A 20966-nucleotide genomic window follows, 5' to 3' on the forward strand; every position below is an offset into this window, starting at 1 on the left:
GGGACGAAAGGTTGATATTACGATTTTTGAAACAATTTGTCCTAGGGTAAATAGGTTTAAAGGGGGATAAAAGTCAAGTGAAGTGGGGGAGTATTATCTCATAGAGTGTAAAAATAAGGGGCTGGGACAGACCTTTAGATCCCTTTAAGAAAAAGTCGTTATAATTCATTTTTTTGAATTTAACAGTTTTTTTCTTATTAGCGAACGAAAACTAGAACTTATTTTGGCTAGCTTTCGTATATTTACTGCCATGAGTGCGATGCCAAGTTCACACTCAACCTTTGATTTTGTGCGAACCGATAATCTTTGGAAACCCAAATTAGCCTTCAGATTTCCAAAAGTTGATTCAACATCTATCTTTCTCTTTTGATAAATGCGTTTCGTCTTTGGATCTGAAAGCTTCTTATTTGTTGTAAATGGCGGTTATAAAATGTAGGAAAAAGGCGGAATGAAAATGCTGTTTTTCCTACATTTTTAATTTTCTAGAATATATAATCATGTCTTAACTCAATCTTTGAATGGAGGTTGTTTGATTGAGACTTGATATATACGAAGGAGTGCTATTTTACATCATGAAAGGAATAAAACCAAATGATGCTGAGCTGGGTAGACAGTATTATTGCGACCCAAGAACAGTCAAAAAGTATTACGAAGCTGGAAAAGAAAATGAGTTAGAAAGAATAAAAGCAAGGAAAACGACGAAGAGAGTATCAAAATTAGAACCCTATAAAACGCTCATAGACGAAAAATTAGAGTTGGGTTGTACGGCTATGGCGATTTTTAAATATATTTCTAAAAAAGGATATGAAGGCAAGTATACGATTCTTAGAGAATATTGTAAGAATAAGAAAGAGAAGGAAATTAAAAAAGCAACTATACGGGTAGAAACACACCCCGGTATAGCTGCTCAAGTAGACTGGAAAGAAGATATGGTCATGCATGATAAATTTGGTAAACGTTATCAATTCAATATCTTTCTTTACGTTCCACACTATTCAAAAATAAAGTATATCACATTAACTTGGGATAGAAAACAAGATACACTATTTCAATTCTAAAGAGTCGATGGTTAATTTTAGAAAAGGTAAATATTCAGTACCTACAAAATTTATTGGAGAGGAGGTTTCAATTAATCTTTAATGAATTGACTGACGAGTTATCAATCTACTTTGATGCCGAATTAATTAGAACGCATCATTTATCGGACAAAAAATTCAATTATGTTACCGAAGAGCAGATCTCTTCTATCAATTGATGTCACTCAGATATGAAATGAAATCCACAATCATAACGACGAATATCCCCTTTTCTAGTTGGGGGATCATTTAGTAACAAGATAGCGTCAGTAGCCATTATTGATAGACTCATTCATTATTCAAAAATATTTAAAATAACAGGGGGTTCATACTGATTTAAAGATTATAAAAGCGAAAAAAGTTTAAACATACGTCATTCTTAAACCGCCATAAAACAACATTTTCAAACCGCTATTGACATGGAGTTCAGATAAATTACAATTTGAAAGAGGATTGTTATTTTTAAAGTCGATGGTATTACACAAACTAATCTTAATAGGGAATGCAAAGTCCATACAATCAGGGTTATATGATTTTCAACGTCGCTTTGAATATTTAGATGTATCTCCTAAAAAAGTGGAAAATGCATGGAACGTAATTCACCTTATTTTTCCTGTTATTATCACTACTTTCGCAAGTTTTAGGTCAATGTATCAAAGGATGCCTAAAGATTTTATAAATTACTTACTATACAGATGAAGTGAGGCAAGCTATTCCTCAAGCAGCAGTTGGAGCAATACAACGTGCCCAGCATCTTGTGGCAGTTGGAGACCCTGTTCAAATTGAGCCGGTGGTAACTATAGACCGAAATTTGATTGATTTTGTGAGGAAAGCATTTAATGTACCTGAACGATTAGTTAGCATTGAATCCTCAGTTCAAACGCTAAGTGATGGAGCTAATTTGTATGGTTATTGGAAAGGAGAAGATGCTGAAAAACAGTGGATTGGGATTCCACTATGGGTTTATAGAAGATGTCTTAATCCAATGTTCACTATTAGCAATACAATAGCAATTTGTGAAGGAGCAAGGTATAGTCGTAGTAGAAGAATTAAAAAAAGATTGGCGTAAAGCAATAATAAAAATGGGGATAAGGAACCCAATGTCTTTATTATTACCCCATTTTCTAAAGTTAAAAGTGAAATTATTGCTTTTGCCAAAAAAGAGTTGGAATCATTAGTTAACCCTAATATAAATCTTAGAAAGTGGCTATTTGATTCTATAGGAACAGTTCATACATTTCAAGGGAAGGAAGCAGATAAAGTTTATTTTGTCACTGGTACGGATGATACTCAAAATGCTGCTATACAATGGTCATGTCAAAAGCCAAATTTAATTAATGTTGCTGTAACAAGAGCTAAAAAAGAATTTATTGTTATTGGTGATAAGAAACGCATTAGTCAATTAAAGTATTATCAGGCGATAGATAAAGGAATAAATAATGTTTGTGAAGACCTATTATATTTAAAATAATGTAATAGTAAAAATTAAAGGAGGAGTTTATGGGAGTTCTTTCTCACATGAAAAGTATGCAGTCAGAAATGTCTGCTGCTGAAAGAAAAATTTTTCAGTTTATTTATAATAATAGTGAAAAAATAGCTAGTATGACAGCAAATGATATTGCTAAAGCATCTGGCGCAAGTAGTCCCACAGTTGTTCGTTTTTCTAAAAAGATGGGTTATAACAGTCTTACAGAACTTAAAATTGAACTTTCTGCTGAAGCTAAAAAAGTTCCTAGTGTAAATACTTATAGTGATGTCGACCAAGACGAATCATTTTATAGTTTAAAGAACAAACTTGCTAGTAATGCACGCTACACAATTGATGAAACCACAGCTTTATTTAATGAAAAACAATTTTTAGATGCTTGTAAGTTCATAGAGGAAAAAGAGTACTGCTATGTTTTAGGAATAGGGGCTTCTAGCTTAACTGCTATGGATATTGTTCAAAAATGGGGAAGATTAGGTAAGAATATAGTCAGTGAGCCGGATTATAATACTGTTTTACCACAGCTCATTTTACATCAGAAAGACTGTGTGATTTGGCTAGTTTCAAATTCGGGTTTGACTTCTGAATTAATTTCACTTGCTGAAACGGCCAAGGATTTAAATATTCCTATTATTACATTAACGCAGTTTGGACAAAATCCTTTGTCTAAACTTGCTGACGTTAACTTACAAACTTCAAGACCAATGGAATCGATTTATCGTAGTGCGGCAACGGATTCTATTTTGGCACAATTTATTACTGTTGACCTATTATTTTACGTTTATATTAGCCGGAATCGAGAAAATGCTGAGAAAATATATACAACGCGTTCTATTGTTGAAGAATATAGAAAAAAGTATTTTTAAAGGATTATTGAGAATTTAATTAATAAATTGCAAAAATGTAGAAGTAAGAAAAAAGTGTTAAAATATTAAATCAATTAAGGGGGATTAGCCCCTTAATTGATTTAATGAGTTGTAACACTAAAAACAGTATCTGTCGGAGTGACGCTCCCACAACTTTCTAATTTATAAGAATCTACTTTCTCCATATTTGTAATTACAACCATGATTGATGTATCTTTATTAGCAGTTTTAATGGCTCTTAAATCGAGCTTCGCTATTTTAGAATCTGTTGTTACCTTTTGACCTTCTGTAATAAAAACGTCAAAAGGTAAACCATTTAATTCTACAGTATTAACCCCCATATGTAACAATACCTCTAATCCATTGTCAGTAGTAATACCGATTGCATGTTTAGTGGGGAAAATAGTTGATATTGTACCGCTTACGGGCGAAAAAATTTCCTCATCTGTAGGTATAATGAAATACCCTTCACCCATCATTCTCTTGCTAAAAACAGGATCTGTTGATTCCTCTAAAGGATGAAGAGAACCTGTTGTTACAGCATTAAAAAATTCAGTTTCCTGCTTGCTAATTTTATTATCAGTTTTATTATCTTTAACCTGATTAACTGCCACTGTACTTATCTTACTGTCGATTGGTGATTGTTCCAGTAGTTTATCTTTGGGTATGCCTAAAAAATAAGTTACTATAAATCCCCCAATGTAAGCAGATATCAATCCCAATATATAACCTATCCAGTGGTTATTAGAAATCAATGGAATAAGTGCAATACCAGAAGGTCCTATTGCAATTGAACCAATACCCCCAATAGCACCTATAACTGCGCCCCCGATGCCTCCGCCAATACAAGCAGTAATAAATGGACGCCCCAACGGTAATGTTACTCCATATATCAATGGCTCCCCAATTCCTAAAACACCGACTGGTAAGGCCCCTTTTATCATTTCAGTTAATTCTGTATCTTTACGTAGTTTAACCCATAAAGCAATTGCTGCTCCAACTTGTCCTGCGCCGGCCATTGCTAGAATAGGAAGTAATAATGTCATACCTGTTTCATTAATCATTTGAATATGAATAGGTGTTAAAATTTGATGTAATCCAAACATAACCATTGGTAAAAATAGGGAGCCTAATACAAAACCTGAAAAAGGTCCTCCTACAGATAGTACCCAGTTGATACCGCCTACTAAAACATTTGAAATCAAGCCAGCTAATGGCATAATCAAGAAAATTTCAAGTAAACCTACTATTAATAGGGAAAGTGTAGGTGTGAAGATAATATCAACAGAATCGGGAATAATTTTATGCAATTTCTTTTCAATTATTGATAACAACCAGATGGCAAATATAACACCAATAATTCCACCTTGTCCTGCCGTTAATGCATCACCAGTAATAAGGTTTTTAATGGGTTTATCGACATTCATACCTGTAAGTGTTACTACTGCTCCAATAACCCCACCAAGAGTCTGGTTAGCTCCAAAAACTTTCGCTGCATTTATCCCTGTGTAAATGACTAAATATGCAAACATACCATTCTTAAGAATATTCAAGATATCTACAAACTGTTGCCAAGTTGTCGCACTTAATGTTCCTGCAGTAATCAAATTATTCATCACTGCGGCAATCCCAGCTATTAAACCTGAACCCACAAACGCAGGAATCATCGGCACAAAGATGTTTGATATATCTTTTAAAATAGACCTCAACGGAGAATTTTTTTGCTTAGCTTTTTGAGCTGCTTTCATTTTAGCTGCGTTAGCATTAACTCTTTCTTTTCCAGAACTTTTGTTGATATTTTCTCCTAGGTCTACACCAGCCAAACTAACCATTTCATTAGCTACTTTAGTAACCTTTCCTGGACCTATAATGACTTGTAATTGTTCATCAAATATGACACCTAATACACCAGGTATACTTTTTAGCTTTCTTTGATCAACTTTATGGTTATCATATATATTCATGCGTATACGAGTCATACAATGATTAACAGTTTGAACATTTTCTAATCCCCCGGCACCTGCATATATTTCTTTGGCAAGTTCATTTAATGTCAATTCTTCTTTTCCCATTTGATACACCCCTTGTTCAAATAGTTCTTCTGATAAACCCGTCTGCTTTGACTAATTTTTTCGTTGCTTCTTCTTTGTTACTGTTTGTCAAAATCATAACAATTGCTAATTTTACATTTTGATTAGCTTCTTCAAAGTAACGTGTTGCTGTGACATAATTGACTTCCGTTGCTTGCATAATAATTCTTTTAGAACGCTCTATTAATTTTCTATTTGTTGGCTTTACATCAACCATTAGATTTTTATACACTTTTCCTATTCCAATCATACTAACAGTAGAAATCATATTAAGAACCATTTTTTGAGCAGTTCCTGATTTCAAACGTGTTGATCCAGTTAAAAATTCTGGCCCACAGTCAACTTCGATTGGGAAATTTGCAATCATACTTATTTCTGAATTTTTATTGCATGATAAAGAGCCAGTTTGAGCTCCTATAGATTGAGCATAATTTATTCCACCAATAACGTAGGGGGTCCGGCCACTTGCTGTAACTCCAATGACCATATCGTTTTTTGTTAGACGAAGACTCATTAAATCTTTTTTACCTTGGTCTATATCATCTTCAATACCTTCTATAGCAGAGATCATTGCTTTATTACCACCAGCAATTAGGCCTATTATCATGTCTGTGTCCGCTCCAAAAGTTGGCACACATTCTACTGCATCTAATACACCTAAACGACCACTAGTGCCGGCACCCATATATATTAAGCGTCCGCCTTTTTTGAGATTTTCCGTTGCTGCATCTATCAATTTTTCAATTTGAGTTAATTGTTCAGAAATAGCTAGTGCCACTTTTTGATCTTCCTGATTCATTTTTTTTAACGCTAGACCTAAACTCATTTCATCTAGATTGTAGCTGTTTTCATTTCTATGTTCAGTTGTTAAATTATCTAAATTAATCATTTTCATCCTCGCTTTCGATATCATTTTTTATTAAGGTAAATTTCTGACCACCTTTGATAAATTGAATTAAATGCTGATCATTTTGACTTACTTGACCAACTACATTTACTTTTTCATCTGCTGGTAATGAGTATTTAGTAATTTGAATTTCCCCCATATATCTTAAATACTTTGAATTATCAATTGTTACTGATCCCGTATCACGCTTTATATTAAGTAAAGGTTGAATGTTCGTAATTTTTTTCTTTCGAGAATATGCGCTACGAATTACATCTCTTGCTTCATCAAGGCGATTTGTGTGTTCTCCTAAAGCAAAATCGATTTGATTACTAAATGAATCTACATGCAATAAAATATTATTTTTCTGTATGTAGTTAGCAAATTGATTTAATACAGAGTCAGAAAGACCAGGATCACCTATAAAAATTTTATCTGTTTCGGATAACAAGTCGAGAGAGGCAGCTAATGGATGATAGTTACGATGCTTTTCTAATGTTGGTAGACCTTGATAAAGTGGACCACGTAAGTTATTGTTACCAGGAACAAATGCTTGAGTCTTAAGCCCCAAAGTTTTTAACCATTTTGTTTTTTTACGATACCACTCTTCATCTAACCCTGTTTCTGATCGAGGATAGTAATTATGCCAAGCTTCTAACCGATCAAAGTTAGCATTAGCTAATTTCAGTTCTTGAATGTCATTTGAAGTAATGGTTGAAGCATTTAACGCAATCGTTATTTTATTGGATAACTGAGCTATACTTTTAATACTGATATTGTCGTCCGCACGTAACCCTGTTACACCTATTGATTGTAATTCATTAATCCTATTTACAGAAAAACCAGCATTTTGTAATGATGAGCTAGATATATCAACCATTAAATCTAAGTTTAACGATTTGGTAATATTACCTAATTCAATTAGTAATTTGTGATAATGAGTATTATTGTCTTCTGGTATATGTAGGGATGTGAAAACACCTGTGAACCCAGAGGTTGCCATCTTTTCAATGTATTGTTTTATTTCAGTAGATAGTGGTTGGTTTAAAAATACTGAGAACCCGAACATGACCTTTTCCTCCAACATTATACATATTTTTTAAAACACTCACCCTTAAATGAAAGCCCTTACATAATGATAAGTCAATTATAAACTTTTAATTTATTTAATGCAACGAAATTTCTTTAAATTGTTATAATTGATGAAATATCATTTCTATTAAAGCTGTTTAACCTATTTGTTAATCTAGGTGGTACTACGTTAAATCTATCTGTAACATCGATTTAAAACCATATATACATTTGAATCAAAATATCTTCCTAATATACCAATTATTGTTAGTGACTCATCATTCATATATATAGTCTAATTATCTATAGTGGCGTAATGATTTCTATAATGTTTTTACAATGGTATGTGGATTATCTAACTGATTTGCAAAGAGAGTATGGGTGGCGTTTTTATTCTGAAGGGTATTGATTCATACCATTATCACGAAAGGATATTATAGATTGAAAAAGAACACTTTTCAGAAAAAAGATAAATAAACTTTTCGTAACGTAATTAATTTTGGTTTTAATCTTTATCTAGAAAATTGATGACGGTTTTTTTATACAAAGTAGAATCATTAGATAACAATAGTGTATAAAATCAAATAGAACCCCGTAAAAAAAGGGGATGACGAGGTTGATATTGCAGCGTTTGAAACGATTTGTCTGAGGTTAGGTAGGGTTTAAAGTGTGATAAAAGTCAGAAGTCGAAATCAGATTTATGTCATATTTGTGTATAGAATTTTAATTTTATTTTTCATTTATATTAAAGTTATATAAAATTATTTATTTTGAGTTGTAAATTTGGCATAAAGTTTTTATGATATCAATGTAATAAAAATTATAATTTAACACATCTGAGAAAGAAGGGACTTTTATGAGGCTTTATGAAAATGAATCAATGACACAACAATATGAGTCAGTTTTATTTAATCGAGATCCATCTACACCGCCACATTCCTATGTGGTGCACTTACCGAAGAGTTTGGATATTCAACGCTTACTATATGCGTTGACACAGTTAGTACAAACTCAATCATTACTTAGGGCGTCTTTTACGTATGTAGAAGGTGAGTTGAAATATCGGATTCGTCAATTTGCGCCATTTATTGAGGTGGTTCATGAAGCGCGTGCCTTGTCAGATTTAAATTTCGAGGTTGATTTGGAACACAACGCATTTGATACGACGATTCCTACAACTGCCCCGCTTTTTGCCTTCAAAATTATTTGTTTGACCGATTGTATGCTACTTCAATTCAATGTAAGTCCTCTTATTTTTGATGAAGCTTCGATGCCTATTTTTTTAAGTCAACTGAGTCACTATTATGAAAACCCTTTTCAATCGATTACTTTGACGCCGAGCTTTAGTGAATTGATCCAACAAATGCATCAATTACGTCGATTGCCTTCGTTTAAGATGCAACTTCAACAATGGCAAAGCCAGCAAGTTGTACAAGATACCTACCATGCTTATATGCCTGTTCAAAGTTTAACGAATGAAAATCATACACAATGGCAAACGGTTAAGATTCAACATGATAAGGTGAATCTTGATGATATTTATAGCAGTATTATACTCGCGAATCATTTTATAGGACGTAGTGATGATGTACACGTCGGTTTAACGACGATGCGGACGCCGTCTTTTGACCAAGGTGATGCGATTGGGCCACGTATACGAATTTTACCTGGCAATTTTCATGTTGATCGCACACTTTCTTATCAACAGTTCAAGACACGGCTTTCCAGTCAAATTAACACGATTGTTAATGAAGAGGTACTGCATTTAACAGATTTAATTGAGGCGCATACAGGCTTTCCGTTTGAAACGTTAATTCATTCAGAGCCTATTCACTATACGTTTGAAATTGCAGGCGAAGTTTGTAAAGCTGAGCGCTTAAAACCGATTGAGACCGAAGCGGCACTCGATGTATATGTTCAAGAAGTCGAGGATGGCTATGTCGTAAAGATGTTATATAACCGCGATCAGTATGATGATTTAACAATTGAAACGTATGCGAATTTGATACGTCATTTATGTCTCCAAGGTGCGACGCGTCCAGAAGTGCCAATGAATTCATTTTCGTTAATGACGACAGCGCAGGACGAGGCGATATTACAACAACTGTTGAGAACAGAATCTGATATTTTTGCGACTGTACCTGAGTTGTTTGCCGAACAAGTCCAACGTCATCCTGATAAAGTAGCAGTCAGATTTGAAAATGACAGCATCACGTATGCACAACTTGATCGTCTGACGAATCAAGTTGCACGTCAAATACGTGCACGTGGGGTGAAGCCCAATGACTATATCGCGGTGATGGCGGAGCGTAGTATGGAGATGATTGTAGCGGTTTTAGGTATTGTGAAATCGGGGGCTGCTTATGTCCCGATTGATCCGGATTATCCTGAAGCACGGATTCAATATATATTAGAAGATGTGCAACCTGCTTTATTCGTGTTACATCAGGTCGATTTTGATACGACGGCGCCAACTGTGCTTTTGAAAGATTTGCAGGTTGGAAGTGACGCTACAGTACCTGTCGTTAATCATTGTGATGATGATGTGTATGTGATTTACACGTCTGGAACAACAGGTCAACCTAAAGGAACACGTATTATGCATCAGAGTGTTGATCGTCTTGTTAAAGGCGTGGATTATGTCCCATTAAATGAAGCAACAAAAATTTTATTATCTGGAACCATTGCGTTTGATGCGGTGACATTTGAAATTTATGGTGCATTATTAAATGGGGGTGAACTGGTCGTCTTGTCAAAAGACCAATTGTTAAATCCAAAAGCGCTCGAACAAGCAATCCAGAAGTATGAGATTAATACGATGTGGCTAACAGCATCGCTCTTTAATGCGACTGTGAGTACGCATGTTGAGGCACTTGAACCGCTCTCCTATTTATTAGTTGGGGGTGAAGCGCTGACGCGGAAGTGGGTCGAGCTCTTACATCAGCGGCCACATCACCCTCAAATCATTAATGGTTACGGACCTACGGAAAGTACAACCTTTACGACGACCTATACGATGCCTGAAACGATTCCTGCACGTATACCGATTGGAAAGCCGATACGAGAGACGGACATTTATATTTTACAAGGCACTCAGCGTTGTGGTATCGGCGTCCCAGGTGAATTATGTATTGGAGGGGCAGGTTTGGCGAAAGGGTATCTCAATCGCCCTGAATTAACGGCCTCACGTTTTATCGACCATCCATTTGGTACTGGGAAATTATATCGTACTGGAGACTTGGTTCGTTTACAACCTGATGGTGAAATCGATTATTTAGGACGTTTAGATAAACAAGTTAAAATAAGAGGATTTCGCATTGAATTAACAGAAATTGAACGTGCTATCGAGCGTATCCATGGCGTTAATAAAGCGGTTGTCGTGACGCGAGAAGTAGAGGGAGATAAACAACTCTATGCATTTTATGAAGGGGAACAAGAAATCTCAAATCAAACGATGACAACCACGCTCTCTGCACAAATGCCGAGTTATATGGTGCCATTGTCTTTCCAACGTATTGATCAAATACCGATGACGGTCAATGGAAAGTTAAATACGCAGGCATTACCCGATCCTGAAACCCGACTTCAAAGTCATTATGAAGCACCACGAAATGAAATGGAACAAGTTTTATGCCATATCTTTGAAGAGGTTTTGCATATTGAACGCGTGGACATTCATGATCACTTTTTTGAATTAGGCGGGCATTCGTTAAAGGCTACCCTAGTCGTGAACCGGATTGAGCGTGAATGGCATAAGCCCATGACAGTAGCTGATTTGATGAAATATCCGACGGTGGCCTCATTGTCAGAACGATTAGAAGGGATGTCAGAATCACAGACAGAAACGATGCCTATCGTCACATCGAATCAGCAGGCTTATCCTGCGAGTGCAGCGCAAAGGGGGATGTATTTCTTATGGCAGCTAGATCCAGATGATACGGTTTATAACGTCCCATTTATTTGGCGATTGAGCGCACCTTTAGATATAGAGAAATTACGCCATGCGGTGAGCCAATTGATTGAACGGCATGAAATTTTAAGAACGCAATTTGGAATGGACAATCAGCAAGTATATCAATATATTCAAGACTGTCATATCCCTGATTTTGAGGTGGTGACATTAGAGGAGCACGACCCTCAAGTATTGGTAGAATGCATGATGCAGCCGTTTGATTTAGAAAATGACCGGCTTTTACGTATACGTTATATTCAAACGCCAGAAGATGATTTTTTATTTATGGATACACATCATAGTGTCAATGATGGGATGAGTCAAACAATTATATTAGATGAGTTGAATCAACTTTATCAAGACAAACCACTACCTACTACGACACACCAATACAAAGATTATAGTGCATGGAGCAATCAACGTGAGATGACGAACCATCAAACCTATTGGCATGAATTATTAAAAGAAACACCCCCGACGTTAGAGCTTCCACTGGATTATCCAAGACCTCACGTCAAATCAACTAAGGGGGAGATGTATCAATGGCAGTTAGATGAAGACTTGAGTCAAAAAATTAAACAGTATGTTCAACAACACGATGTTACTGACTTTATGTTTTTTATGAGTGTCATTATGGTTTTATTAAGCCAATACAGTCGTCAAGAGGAGATTGTGTTAGGAAGTGTGATGAGTGCGCGGACACATCCAGATACAGAGCGCATGTTAGGGATGTTCGCGAATAGTGTCGTGTTCAAAGGTCAACCGACACGCAATAAACCTTGGCTCACATTTTTAGATGAAATGAAAACGATGAGTTTAGCAGCTTATGCGCATCAAGATTACCCATTTTCTGTATTAGTTGATGATTTAATCGCGCAACGTGATGCATCCCGACATCCATTTTTTGATGTCATCGTCATTCGTCAAAATAATGAAGCACATCATGCACACTTTGGTCATAGTCGTCTTATACATCAACATCCGAAAAGTACAACGGCGAAGTTTGATTTGTCTTTTATTATTGAAGAAGATAATCATCAATTTGCTTGGAACATTGAATATCGGACAGATCTTTTTCATAAAGAAACGATCCAACATATGTGTGACCAATTTGAAGTGATGATCCAAGCGATATTGGATCGAACAGCGTTACGCATTGGTGAACTCCCAATTGCGAAGCTCGACATGCATCAGTGGGTTGAAGCACATGTGACACCGCAACCAATGGCATATCCTGAACAGGAGACCGTCGGCAATCGGATTAAACAGTTGGCGCTACAAGCACCTGAGGCCACAGCAATGATTTTTGGAAACCAACATCATTCGATGCAAATGTTATATCAGCGTGCATTAGCCATTGCGCGACACTTATACGAACAAGGATGCCGTAAAGGAGACCGTGTGGCGCTTCTCATGACGCGGGGACCAGAAATGATTGAAAGCATGATAGCGGCAGCGTTGCTCGGCTGTCCTTATGTCCCGATTGATACAGATTATCCAAAAACGCGAATTGAATTTATTTTGAAGGATGCGCAAGTCAAACATATCTTGACGAATGTGCCACCACGTTTCACAACGGCGGCTACTTTAGATGTAAGAAGTTGTGTCACACAAGAAGATGATGCGCAAGTGATTCAATCAAGTGAACACGTAGAAGCTAACGATGTATTGTATATGATTTATACATCTGGAACGACAGGTCAACCGAAAGGCGTACAAATCACACATCATAATGTAATGAACTTAGTGACAGGTTGGTCGCAAAACATAAAACTCACGTCTGATGATGTCATATTACAATACGCTAATATTGTCTTTGATGCCTCTGTGATGGAAATTTATTGTGCATTATTCAATTCATGTCCTTTGGTGATTGCTTCTGAACAAGAAAGAAAGGATATTTTCGCTTTAGAACAATGTCTCCGCACACAACATGTCACTGTCGCTTTGATACCGGCACAACTGTGCATGATGATGACGGATTATCATTTACGTTGTTTGATTACGGGGGGCTCTGTGAGTACACCAGAACTTGTTGAAAGGGTTCGACCGCATTGTGAGATGTACGCCAATGCGTATGGTCCAACCGAATCGACAGTGATTACAACGGCATGGATTGACGACGGTCAGTCTGCATTGCAACGTGTACCGATAGGGCGACCACTCCCTAATATACAGGTGTATATCGTGTCGGAAGGACGACTCTGTGGTGTAGGGATACCTGGAGAGTTATGTATTGCGGGTGACAGCTTAGCGAAAGGTTATTTAAACCGTCCTGAAGTCAATGCACAAGCCTTTATTCCGAATCCTTGGGGTGACGGTCAATTATATCGCACGGGTGATTTAGCACGCTATTTAAACAACGGTGAGATTGAGTTTTTAGGTCGCATCGATCAACAAGAAAAGATTAACGGTTACCGTATTGAATTAGAAGAAATTACGAATCAAATGAATCGTGTGGATGGTATTTTAGACAGTGTTGTAAAAGTTGATCGGACGCATGAACATGCGCAATTAGTCGGTTACTATGTCGCTGAAAAAGATCAATCCGATGCATTACGTTACGCTTTAACTGCACAATTGCCACAGTATATGGTACCTCAAATATTCATACGGTTAGAGGAACTCCCTTTAACACCGAATGGCAAATTAGATGTTAAAGCTTTACCCGATGTTCATTCACAACTAGATCGCGCTGTTACAATGCCGAGAAATCAAACGGAACAACAGTTGGTGGATGTATTTGAACAGGTGCTCAATGTGACACCTATCGGCATAGATAATGATTTCTTTGAACTTGGTGGCAACTCAATTGCGACGATGAAAGTAGTGATGTTGCTTAAAAATAAAGGTATCGACATGGACATGCAAGATATCTATCAATATAAAACGATACGCGCACTTGTTGCTCAAAATGAACCGACCCAGTTAGATGTCCCGGGAAATATAGATGTCTTACAAACGATGATTGCGACGAACCAAACGCCTTTGTCAGAAGTGTCACAACAATCTTTAGGAACAGTATTACTAACAGGTGCAACAGGATTCTTAGGTGCTTATTTACTTTATGAACTGACTGAGCGTTACCAACGTGTACATTGTCTCATTCGTGCAGAAAGCGAATTACAAGCCCGTGAACGCTTAATCGACAATTTAAGTTATTATTTTGATTCATCGACGCGTGAAAAAATGATGCGCAATGTTGACATCATACATGGCGACACAAACCAAGATTTCACACAGTTAGCGACATCTATAGACACGATCATTCATGCAGCAGCGCGAACAGATCATTTTGGCGAAGATGATGAATTTTATGAAGCGAATGTGAAAAGTACTGTGGACCTGATCGCCTTGGCCAAGCGAGCACAAGCCCAGTTGATTTACATTTCTACATTGAGCGTGGCAGGTGACTTTTCAGAAGAACAAGAAGACACGCAATTCTCAGAAACAACGATTTTTAAAGACCAACGGATAACATCGCCTTATGCACGAAGTAAATTTTATGCCGAGCTCGAAGTGTTAGAAGCCATGCGACAAGGATTAAAGGTCAAAATCATGCGTGTAGGGAACTTAACAAGCAGTCGACACGGCAACATCACAATGAAAAATATGCGGACGAATCGTTTTTCTATCGTCATGCATGACTTGCTTCAGCTCGATAAGATTGGTATATCAGCCGCACAAACACCGATTTCATTTTCGTTTGTGGATGAAGCAGCACAGATGATTATTCAGTTCGCGGAGATCCAACAAAGCACTTACAATACATTTCATATTACGAACCACCATGAATATACCATGCAATCGATGCTCGAAAAGCTGACAAATCGCACAATTAAAGTGGTGGATGACGCAACATTTGAGCAATATGTACATGATGCGGGCTATTATGCTTGGGTGGGGTTAATGCATCACGATGATAAGCTGAAACCTGCCATCATCACGCAAGATTTTACACTGTCTGTGATGAAAGAACTGGATTTAAGTTGGTCAGAACTATCAGAAGCATGGTTAGCCCGTTGGCAACAAAGACTGAACGACACATTTAAGTAGGTGAAATGCAATGATATTCATTGTTAACTTAGAAAAGATGACAAACGCTATGACGAAGCAACTTGCTCATAAACAATATCTGTTTAAAAGAAATCATACGAAACACCACTATAAAAGCAATGAGAATCAGCATCGTGTGGGTGAACTACTCGTGCATTACGGATTAAGAAAAATGTATCAGCTTGAATCTTTAGATTGGCAGTTTAAATTTGGCACTTACGGCAAGCCTTATATTGACTCACCTCAGCCGGTATTCATCAGCCTATCGTATAGTGGGAACTATGTCGCTTGTGCATTTGATCAAAGTGAGATCGGATTGGATATTGAAAATCTCAGTCCGATTGAATGGCAACGATTGAAAATACAATTTACTAAAGAAGAAGCACACTGGATAGATAACGAAACACAATTTTATATGATTTGGACACAAAAAGAAGCCTATGCGAAGCTAACTGGCAAAGGCCTATCTGAAGGTGTTGCGACAAATAATGTATTAGAACCCCTTTATTACCATGGGCAACCTATCGCATTTCAAACACAGATTAAAGACACGTTGATGATACAACTGTGCCAAACAAAGCCATGTACACAAACGCCAATGATTGAAGTCGATCTTGAGACATTACTGGCGTCATCTTATATGGATCATCCGGGCAGTTTCACACATTGAAACACCTTAAATCATTTCGGATACTGAAGCAGTCACATTTTGCACTTTTATCATATGTATAAAAGTGTGAAGTGTGGCTGTTTATTGATAATACAAATATGAAAATCCGCTCTATGATGTTTCGTGGGATAATATTTCTACAGATTTCGAAGTACATGGTGAAATCAAAAAGATCAAAAAGGGTGTTGAGCAATTAGAGAGCGCTTTGAATCAGATATTGGCATCTTTAAACTCAGGGCACTGAGTATTGAGACATACATAAAAATCACAATTTTTTAATAACAAAAAACTTGACTTTATACTGTTTTTACGTAATATAGTTAATATAAATATGTTATATGATTTATTAATTATTAAAAAAGAATATGAAGGAGTGGGATTTATGCTGAAAATGTTTTCTGTGTTATCGACGTCTCTCACATTGTTGCTCATGCCAATGGTTTTTGCCCCTACAACTTATGCCAGAAGTTTATTTTCCAGACCGTTGCCTTCTTCTACACTTGCTCAAACTGTACCAACAATGATGTTAATGAATCATGATGAGCATGACAGTCCGAGTCAAAATTCGACTGAAAACAATGCACCTGGAACTGAAACCGCTCATCAAGACCAACAGAATCGCACGTTGCCTCCTCTTGATTACCCCAATGTTAATCAATATATCATAGAACATCATCTTCCACACTCAAAAATTGTGAAAGACCCAAGAATGAATACTTTACCCCATTTACCATATCGATATGGAACTTATATGGGGGTGGTCATTCATGAAGTCGGTGAAGATAACCGGACACTTCAACAATGGGTCGATCGAATGTACGCGACATACTACAGAGCGTTTGTACATGCCTTTGTAGACAATAATGAAATTCATCTTACCGCACCATCAGAATATTACGTCTGGGGTGCAGGCAAACAAGCCAACCCCTATTTTTACCAAATTGAAGTCGTTAGAATGTACACTTTTGATGATTTTGCAAGATCGGTCAATAACCAAGCGTGGCTCGCAGCGTATATGTTAAAACAAAATCATTTAACACCAACGCTAGCTGACGATCAAGAAGGCGTAGGTTCAGTCATTAGCCACAATGCAGTCAGAAAATACTGGGGTGGTACGACACACGTTGACCCGATAGCGTATTATGCAAGATGGGGCTATGATATGCATCAATTCTTTGATTTGGTGAAATATCATTATAATCATATGTAAAAAAATATGGCTATGCCGAAATATTAGAAAAAAACTTTTGTAAGCTATCAAGTTAAAGGTTTGTTACCTGTTTTTTTTAGGTGACAAGCCTTTTTGATGTCTATCTTTTTTTAGAAATGCCATCCACAAAAACCACATCTTTTCTCTTAACTCAAAGTGCTAAAAGTGTGATAAAAGATGTACGATATTATCATAACGTTACTTATTATGATTTCTTTTCTCCAGTTGGAATAGGCGCTCTCTCAAAACGTAAAATGAAAGGAAATGACACAAATAATGTGTTTTACGCTATAATTTAAAATAAAGCGTTTACTTATTATGAAAGTCATCGTACGAAATTAGAAAATAAATCATTTTGGAGATACAAGATGGAAGCATTATTTGAATTTGTTAAAAGTCTTTCGTACATTATTGTGTCCATCCCTACTAGCTATTTCATCGCATTTGGGGTAACAATATATGCTTTAATGCTTTGTATCTTTTTAGTCAGAGCGCCGATTAAAACATTTTTCGATCGACATTACTATGGTGGGGATAGTGACCAAATGCCATTTGTGGCGGGGCCATGATTTATTCTTGCAATGTCTTCGTTAATTGGATGCGCAATCGTTATGATATTATTGTATGTTTTTGCACGTCTATTAGGACATGTTTTGATGTTTATCCTCTTTGTTGTTGGCGTGTATTTGTTGTATAAAAAATGAAGTCAGGTTTTAAGTAGAGAGGGTTTGATGGTAAATGGCATATCAAAGTGAATTTGCGTTAGAAAACGATGTATTAAAACAGTTAACTCAGATGGGGTATGAACAATTAAATATTCATACACACGATGAAATGTTACAAAATTTTAGAGCAATCATTAATGAACGTCATATAAAAGCACTTAATCATCAGCCATTAACTGATAGTGAGTTTGATCGCTTAATTACAGATATTAATGGCAAGTCTGTGTTTGATAGTGCAGTTATTTTAAGGGATAAGTATGTACTCAAACGAGACGATGAAACGGTTGTTTATTTAAGTTTCCTTGATCAAAATAAATGGTGCCAAAATAAATTTCAAGTCACAAATCAAGTGAGTGTGAAAGATACTTATAAAAGTCGATATGATGTGACAATTTTGATTAATGGTTTGCCGTTAGTTCAAATCGAACTTAAACGTAGTGGTGTGGCTATTTCGGAGGCATTTAATCAAGTGGAGCGTTATCGTAAGCAAAATTTTACAGGTTTATTTAGATATATCCAACTGTTTGTGATTAGTAACAAGATGGAAACGCGCTACTATGCGAATAGTGATTTAACAATATTGAAGAGTCATATGTTCTACTGGAGTAATGAAAAAAATGAGCGGATTAACTATTTAAAAAGTTTTATCGAGGACTTTTTAGAGCCGTGCCATCTCGCTAAAATGATTAGTCGTTATATGATTGTTAATGAGACGGATAAAATTTTGCTGGCTCTACGTCCATATCAAGTGTATGCAGTAGAAAAATTGATAGAGCGTTCGCTTGAAACCAATAACAATGGTTTTATTTGGCATACGACAGGAAGCGGAAAAACGTTAACTTCTTTTAAAGCAAGTCAAATCTTGTCACAACAAGAAGGCATTAAGAAAGTGATCTTTTTAGTAGACCGAAAAGATTTAGATAGTCAAACCCTAGCCGAATTTAACAAGTTCCAAGAAGATTCTGTTGACTTAACAGACAGTACGCGTAAATTGTTAAAGCAACTAGGAGACGCCACGTTACCTTTAATCGTGACAACTATTCAAAAAATGGTCCATGCGATTAAATCGAATCATCCGGTCATGAACCAGTACGAGCATGACAAAGTGATCTTTATTATTGATGAATGTCACCGAAGCCAATTTGGCGACAAGCATCGCTTAGTTAAGCGACATTTTAAAAATGCACAATACTTTGGTTTTACTGGCACACCTCGTTTTGAGGAGAATAAGAGTCAAGATGGGCGTGCCACTGCGGACATCTTTGACAAATGTTTACATCATTACTTAATTAAAGATGCGATAAGAGATGGTAATGTTCTGGGCTTTTCTGTAGATTATGCACGCACCTTCGACCCTAAAAAAGACTTAAAAGAAGAATATGTCAATAAAATCAATGAAAAAGAAGTGTGGATGGCTGAAGAAAGAATCAGTAAAATTACAGAGCATATCATTGAAAACTATGCTAAGAAAACGAGAGATGGTCATTATACTTCAATGCTAACGGTACAAAGTATCCCAATGGCAATCGCTTATTACGAAGCCTTTAAAAAAGCGAAAGAAGCAGGCAAGCATGATTTAAATGTCACAACAATTTTTACATTTCGTCCCAACGAGGATTCAAATGAACAAGAAGATTTTGTACATTCAAGAGAAATGTTAGATCGCGTCATGGTAGACTATAATGCAATGTTTGGGACAAACTTTAATACGGATTATTTTGATGGCTTTTTCTCTGATGTCTCTAAAAAGATGAAGAAAGTGATACCTGGAGAAAAAATAGACATTCTTATCGTTGTTGACATGTTTTTAACAGGATTTGATAGTAAAAAATTGAATACGCTTTATGTTGATAAAAACCTAAAATATCACAATTTGATTCAAGCTTATTCAAGAACGAATCGTGTTGAAAAAGAAACAAAACCTTATGGGAATATTGTATGTTATCGTGACTTGAAAGCTGAAACAGATCAAGCGATAGAAATTTTTTCACAAACTGACAATACCGATACTGTACTGAGTGGTTCATTTGAAGAATATTTAGATGACTTTAAAGAAGTATTGAAACAATTATTTGCGCTTGTCATCACACCAGCTGATGTAGACAAGTTAGATCGAGAAGATGACCAAAAAGAGTTTGTATTGATATTTAGAGCGTTGGCAAGCTTGTTGTTAAAGTTAAAAACGTTTGAAGAATTTGAATTTACACAAGAACAAGTGGGAATTAGTGAACAAACCTTTGAAGATTATAAGAGTAAATATTTAAATTTGTATGAAAAAGTAGTAAAAAGCAACAAAGAAGAGACAGAGGGTGTCTCTATTCTTGGAGATATTGACTTTAAGGTAGAAATTCTCAGAAATGATTTAATCAATGTGCAATATATTATGAACTTAATCGGTCAAATTGAGCTTCAAGATAAGGCTGAACAAAATCGTAATCGTAAACAAATTCACCAACTATTGGATCGTGCAGATGATGAACAATTAAGACTAAAAGCGGACTTAATCCGTCAATTCTTAGACAAAGTCGTTCCAACACTAAAAGAAGGCACGGATGTGAATGAGGCTTACTATCAATATGAAGAAGCAGAAAAGTATAAAGAAATTGAAGCATTTGCGGAAGATAAAGCCTATCCTTCTCAATTGTTAGGTCACATTATCGAAGAGTATGAATATAGTGGAAGCATTAATAAAAATACCATTGATAAAGGCTTGGAAAATCAAGATGGATTTTTAGCAAAAACGAAAACAGCAAATAAAATCAAGAGCTTCGTCATGGAAACCGTACAAAAATACGGCAGTACAGAATAAATTTTGAAAACAACTGTAGTTTTTCTTTACTACAGTTGTTTTTGGTTGTATACTCATTGTAGTAGAACA

General features: G+C 36.1%; 13 protein-coding genes, 2 pseudogenes and 1 CRISPR repeat array (1 of these 16 cut by a window edge). Of the genes and pseudogenes, 10 read left to right on the plus strand and 5 right to left on the minus strand.

What is annotated here, in order from left to right; translation table 11 throughout:
• A CRISPR array of direct repeats spans positions 1–12; the repeat unit is 37 nt; it begins 462 nt to the left of the window's first position.
• A 174-nt stretch (positions 13–186) separates the two neighbouring features.
• A pseudogene (locus tag GZH82_RS00645) lies at positions 187–411 on the minus strand (transposase); the annotation flags it as partial.
• 161 nt (positions 412–572) lie between these two features.
• On the opposite strand from GZH82_RS00645, the gene GZH82_RS00650 reads away from it, so the two are divergent.
• From GZH82_RS00650 to GZH82_RS00670, 5 genes are all read left to right on the plus strand, one after another.
• Complete coding sequence (locus tag GZH82_RS00650) at positions 573–1058, plus strand: hypothetical protein (RefSeq protein ID WP_238989602.1); 486 nt, start codon at positions 573–575, stop codon at positions 1056–1058.
• A 214-nt stretch (positions 1059–1272) separates the two neighbouring features.
• Positions 1273–1329, plus strand: coding sequence for a hypothetical protein (locus GZH82_RS14065; RefSeq protein WP_473964383.1), 57 nt, complete (start codon positions 1273–1275; stop codon positions 1327–1329).
• Positions 1330–1776: 447 nt separating this feature from the next.
• On the plus strand, positions 1777–2145 hold the full coding sequence (locus tag GZH82_RS14070; RefSeq protein WP_162680858.1) for a hypothetical protein: 369 nt from the start codon (positions 1777–1779) through the stop codon (positions 2143–2145).
• Positions 2146–2217: 72 nt separating this feature from the next.
• A complete protein-coding gene (locus GZH82_RS14075; RefSeq protein WP_343236278.1) occupies positions 2218–2547 on the plus strand; it encodes an AAA domain-containing protein in 330 nt (109 codons plus the stop codon).
• A gap of 47 nt (positions 2548–2594) precedes the next feature.
• Positions 2595–3428 carry a MurR/RpiR family transcriptional regulator gene (locus tag GZH82_RS00670; RefSeq protein ID WP_238989603.1) on the plus strand — a complete coding sequence of 278 codons (834 nt, stop codon included), beginning with the start codon at positions 2595–2597 and terminating at the stop codon, positions 3426–3428.
• A 101-nt stretch (positions 3429–3529) separates the two neighbouring features.
• Here the strand turns inward: GZH82_RS00670 and GZH82_RS14485 are convergent, their stop codons facing one another.
• The 4 genes and pseudogenes from GZH82_RS14485 to GZH82_RS00685 all read right to left on the minus strand — a co-directional run bounded on the left by GZH82_RS14485 (position 3530) and on the right by GZH82_RS00685 (position 7473).
• Positions 3530–4042, minus strand: a complete 513-nt coding sequence (locus tag GZH82_RS14485; RefSeq protein WP_343236279.1) for a PTS sugar transporter subunit IIA — start codon at positions 4040–4042, stop codon at positions 3530–3532.
• Positions 4043–4078: 36 nt separating this feature from the next.
• Positions 4079–5500 (minus strand): annotated as a pseudogene (locus tag GZH82_RS00675) (PTS transporter subunit EIIC); the annotation flags it as partial.
• 16 nt (positions 5501–5516) lie between these two features.
• A complete protein-coding gene (gene murQ / locus GZH82_RS00680) occupies positions 5517–6407 on the minus strand; it encodes an N-acetylmuramic acid 6-phosphate etherase (protein ID WP_275401864.1) in 891 nt (296 codons plus the stop codon).
• Positions 6400–7473 carry a DUF871 domain-containing protein gene (locus GZH82_RS00685; protein WP_162680862.1) on the minus strand — a complete coding sequence of 358 codons (1074 nt, stop codon included), beginning with the start codon at positions 7471–7473 and terminating at the stop codon, positions 6400–6402. The genes murQ and GZH82_RS00685 overlap by 8 nt, the downstream gene beginning before the upstream one ends.
• An 858-nt stretch (positions 7474–8331) precedes the next feature.
• Here GZH82_RS00685 and ausA point away from each other — a divergent pair.
• From ausA to GZH82_RS00710, 5 genes are all read left to right on the plus strand, one after another.
• Positions 8332–15483, plus strand: coding sequence for an aureusimine non-ribosomal peptide synthetase AusA (ausA, locus tag GZH82_RS00690; protein WP_203232826.1), 7152 nt, complete (start codon positions 8332–8334; stop codon positions 15481–15483).
• A gap of 10 nt (positions 15484–15493) precedes the next feature.
• Positions 15494–16153 (plus strand): aureusimine biosynthesis 4'-phosphopantetheinyl transferase AusB, encoded by a 660-nt coding sequence (ausB, locus tag GZH82_RS00695; protein WP_162680864.1) that lies wholly within the window; start codon positions 15494–15496, stop codon positions 16151–16153.
• 382 nt (positions 16154–16535) lie between these two features.
• Positions 16536–17363 carry a peptidoglycan recognition protein family protein gene (locus tag GZH82_RS00700; RefSeq protein WP_162680865.1) on the plus strand — a complete coding sequence of 276 codons (828 nt, stop codon included), beginning with the start codon at positions 16536–16538 and terminating at the stop codon, positions 17361–17363.
• Positions 17364–17731: 368 nt separating this feature from the next.
• Positions 17732–17932: a hypothetical protein gene (locus GZH82_RS00705; RefSeq protein WP_162680866.1), complete on the plus strand. Its 201-nt coding sequence runs from the start codon at positions 17732–17734 to the stop codon at positions 17930–17932.
• 169 nt (positions 17933–18101) lie between these two features.
• Positions 18102–20897, plus strand: a complete 2796-nt coding sequence (locus GZH82_RS00710) for a type I restriction endonuclease subunit R (RefSeq protein ID WP_162680867.1) — start codon at positions 18102–18104, stop codon at positions 20895–20897.
• Positions 20898–20966 lie beyond the last annotated feature (69 nt).

The organism is Staphylococcus sp. MI 10-1553, from assembly GCF_010365305.1.
GTDB lineage: Bacteria > Bacillota > Bacilli > Staphylococcales > Staphylococcaceae > Staphylococcus.

Excerpts from the sequence above, each read along its gene's own strand:
- GZH82_RS00650 (WP_238989602.1), top strand. The coding sequence starts at position 573 with ATGAAAGGAATAAAACCAAATGATGCTGAGCTGGGTAGACAGTATTAT.
- ausB (WP_162680864.1), top strand. The coding sequence starts at position 15,494 with ATGATATTCATTGTTAACTTAGAAAAGATGACAAACGCTATGACGAAG.
- GZH82_RS00710 (WP_162680867.1), top strand. The coding sequence starts at position 18,102 with ATGGCATATCAAAGTGAATTTGCGTTAGAAAACGATGTATTAAAACAG.
- GZH82_RS00685 (WP_162680862.1), bottom strand. The coding sequence starts at position 7,473 with ATGTTCGGGTTCTCAGTATTTTTAAACCAACCACTATCTACTGAAATA.
- GZH82_RS00670 (WP_238989603.1), top strand. The coding sequence starts at position 2,595 with ATGAAAAGTATGCAGTCAGAAATGTCTGCTGCTGAAAGAAAAATTTTT.
- GZH82_RS00700 (WP_162680865.1), top strand. The coding sequence starts at position 16,536 with ATGCTGAAAATGTTTTCTGTGTTATCGACGTCTCTCACATTGTTGCTC.
- ausA (WP_203232826.1), top strand. The coding sequence starts at position 8,332 with ATGAGGCTTTATGAAAATGAATCAATGACACAACAATATGAGTCAGTT.
- GZH82_RS00705 (WP_162680866.1), top strand. The coding sequence starts at position 17,732 with ATGGAAGCATTATTTGAATTTGTTAAAAGTCTTTCGTACATTATTGTG.
- murQ (WP_275401864.1), bottom strand. The coding sequence starts at position 6,407 with ATGATTAATTTAGATAATTTAACAACTGAACATAGAAATGAAAACAGC.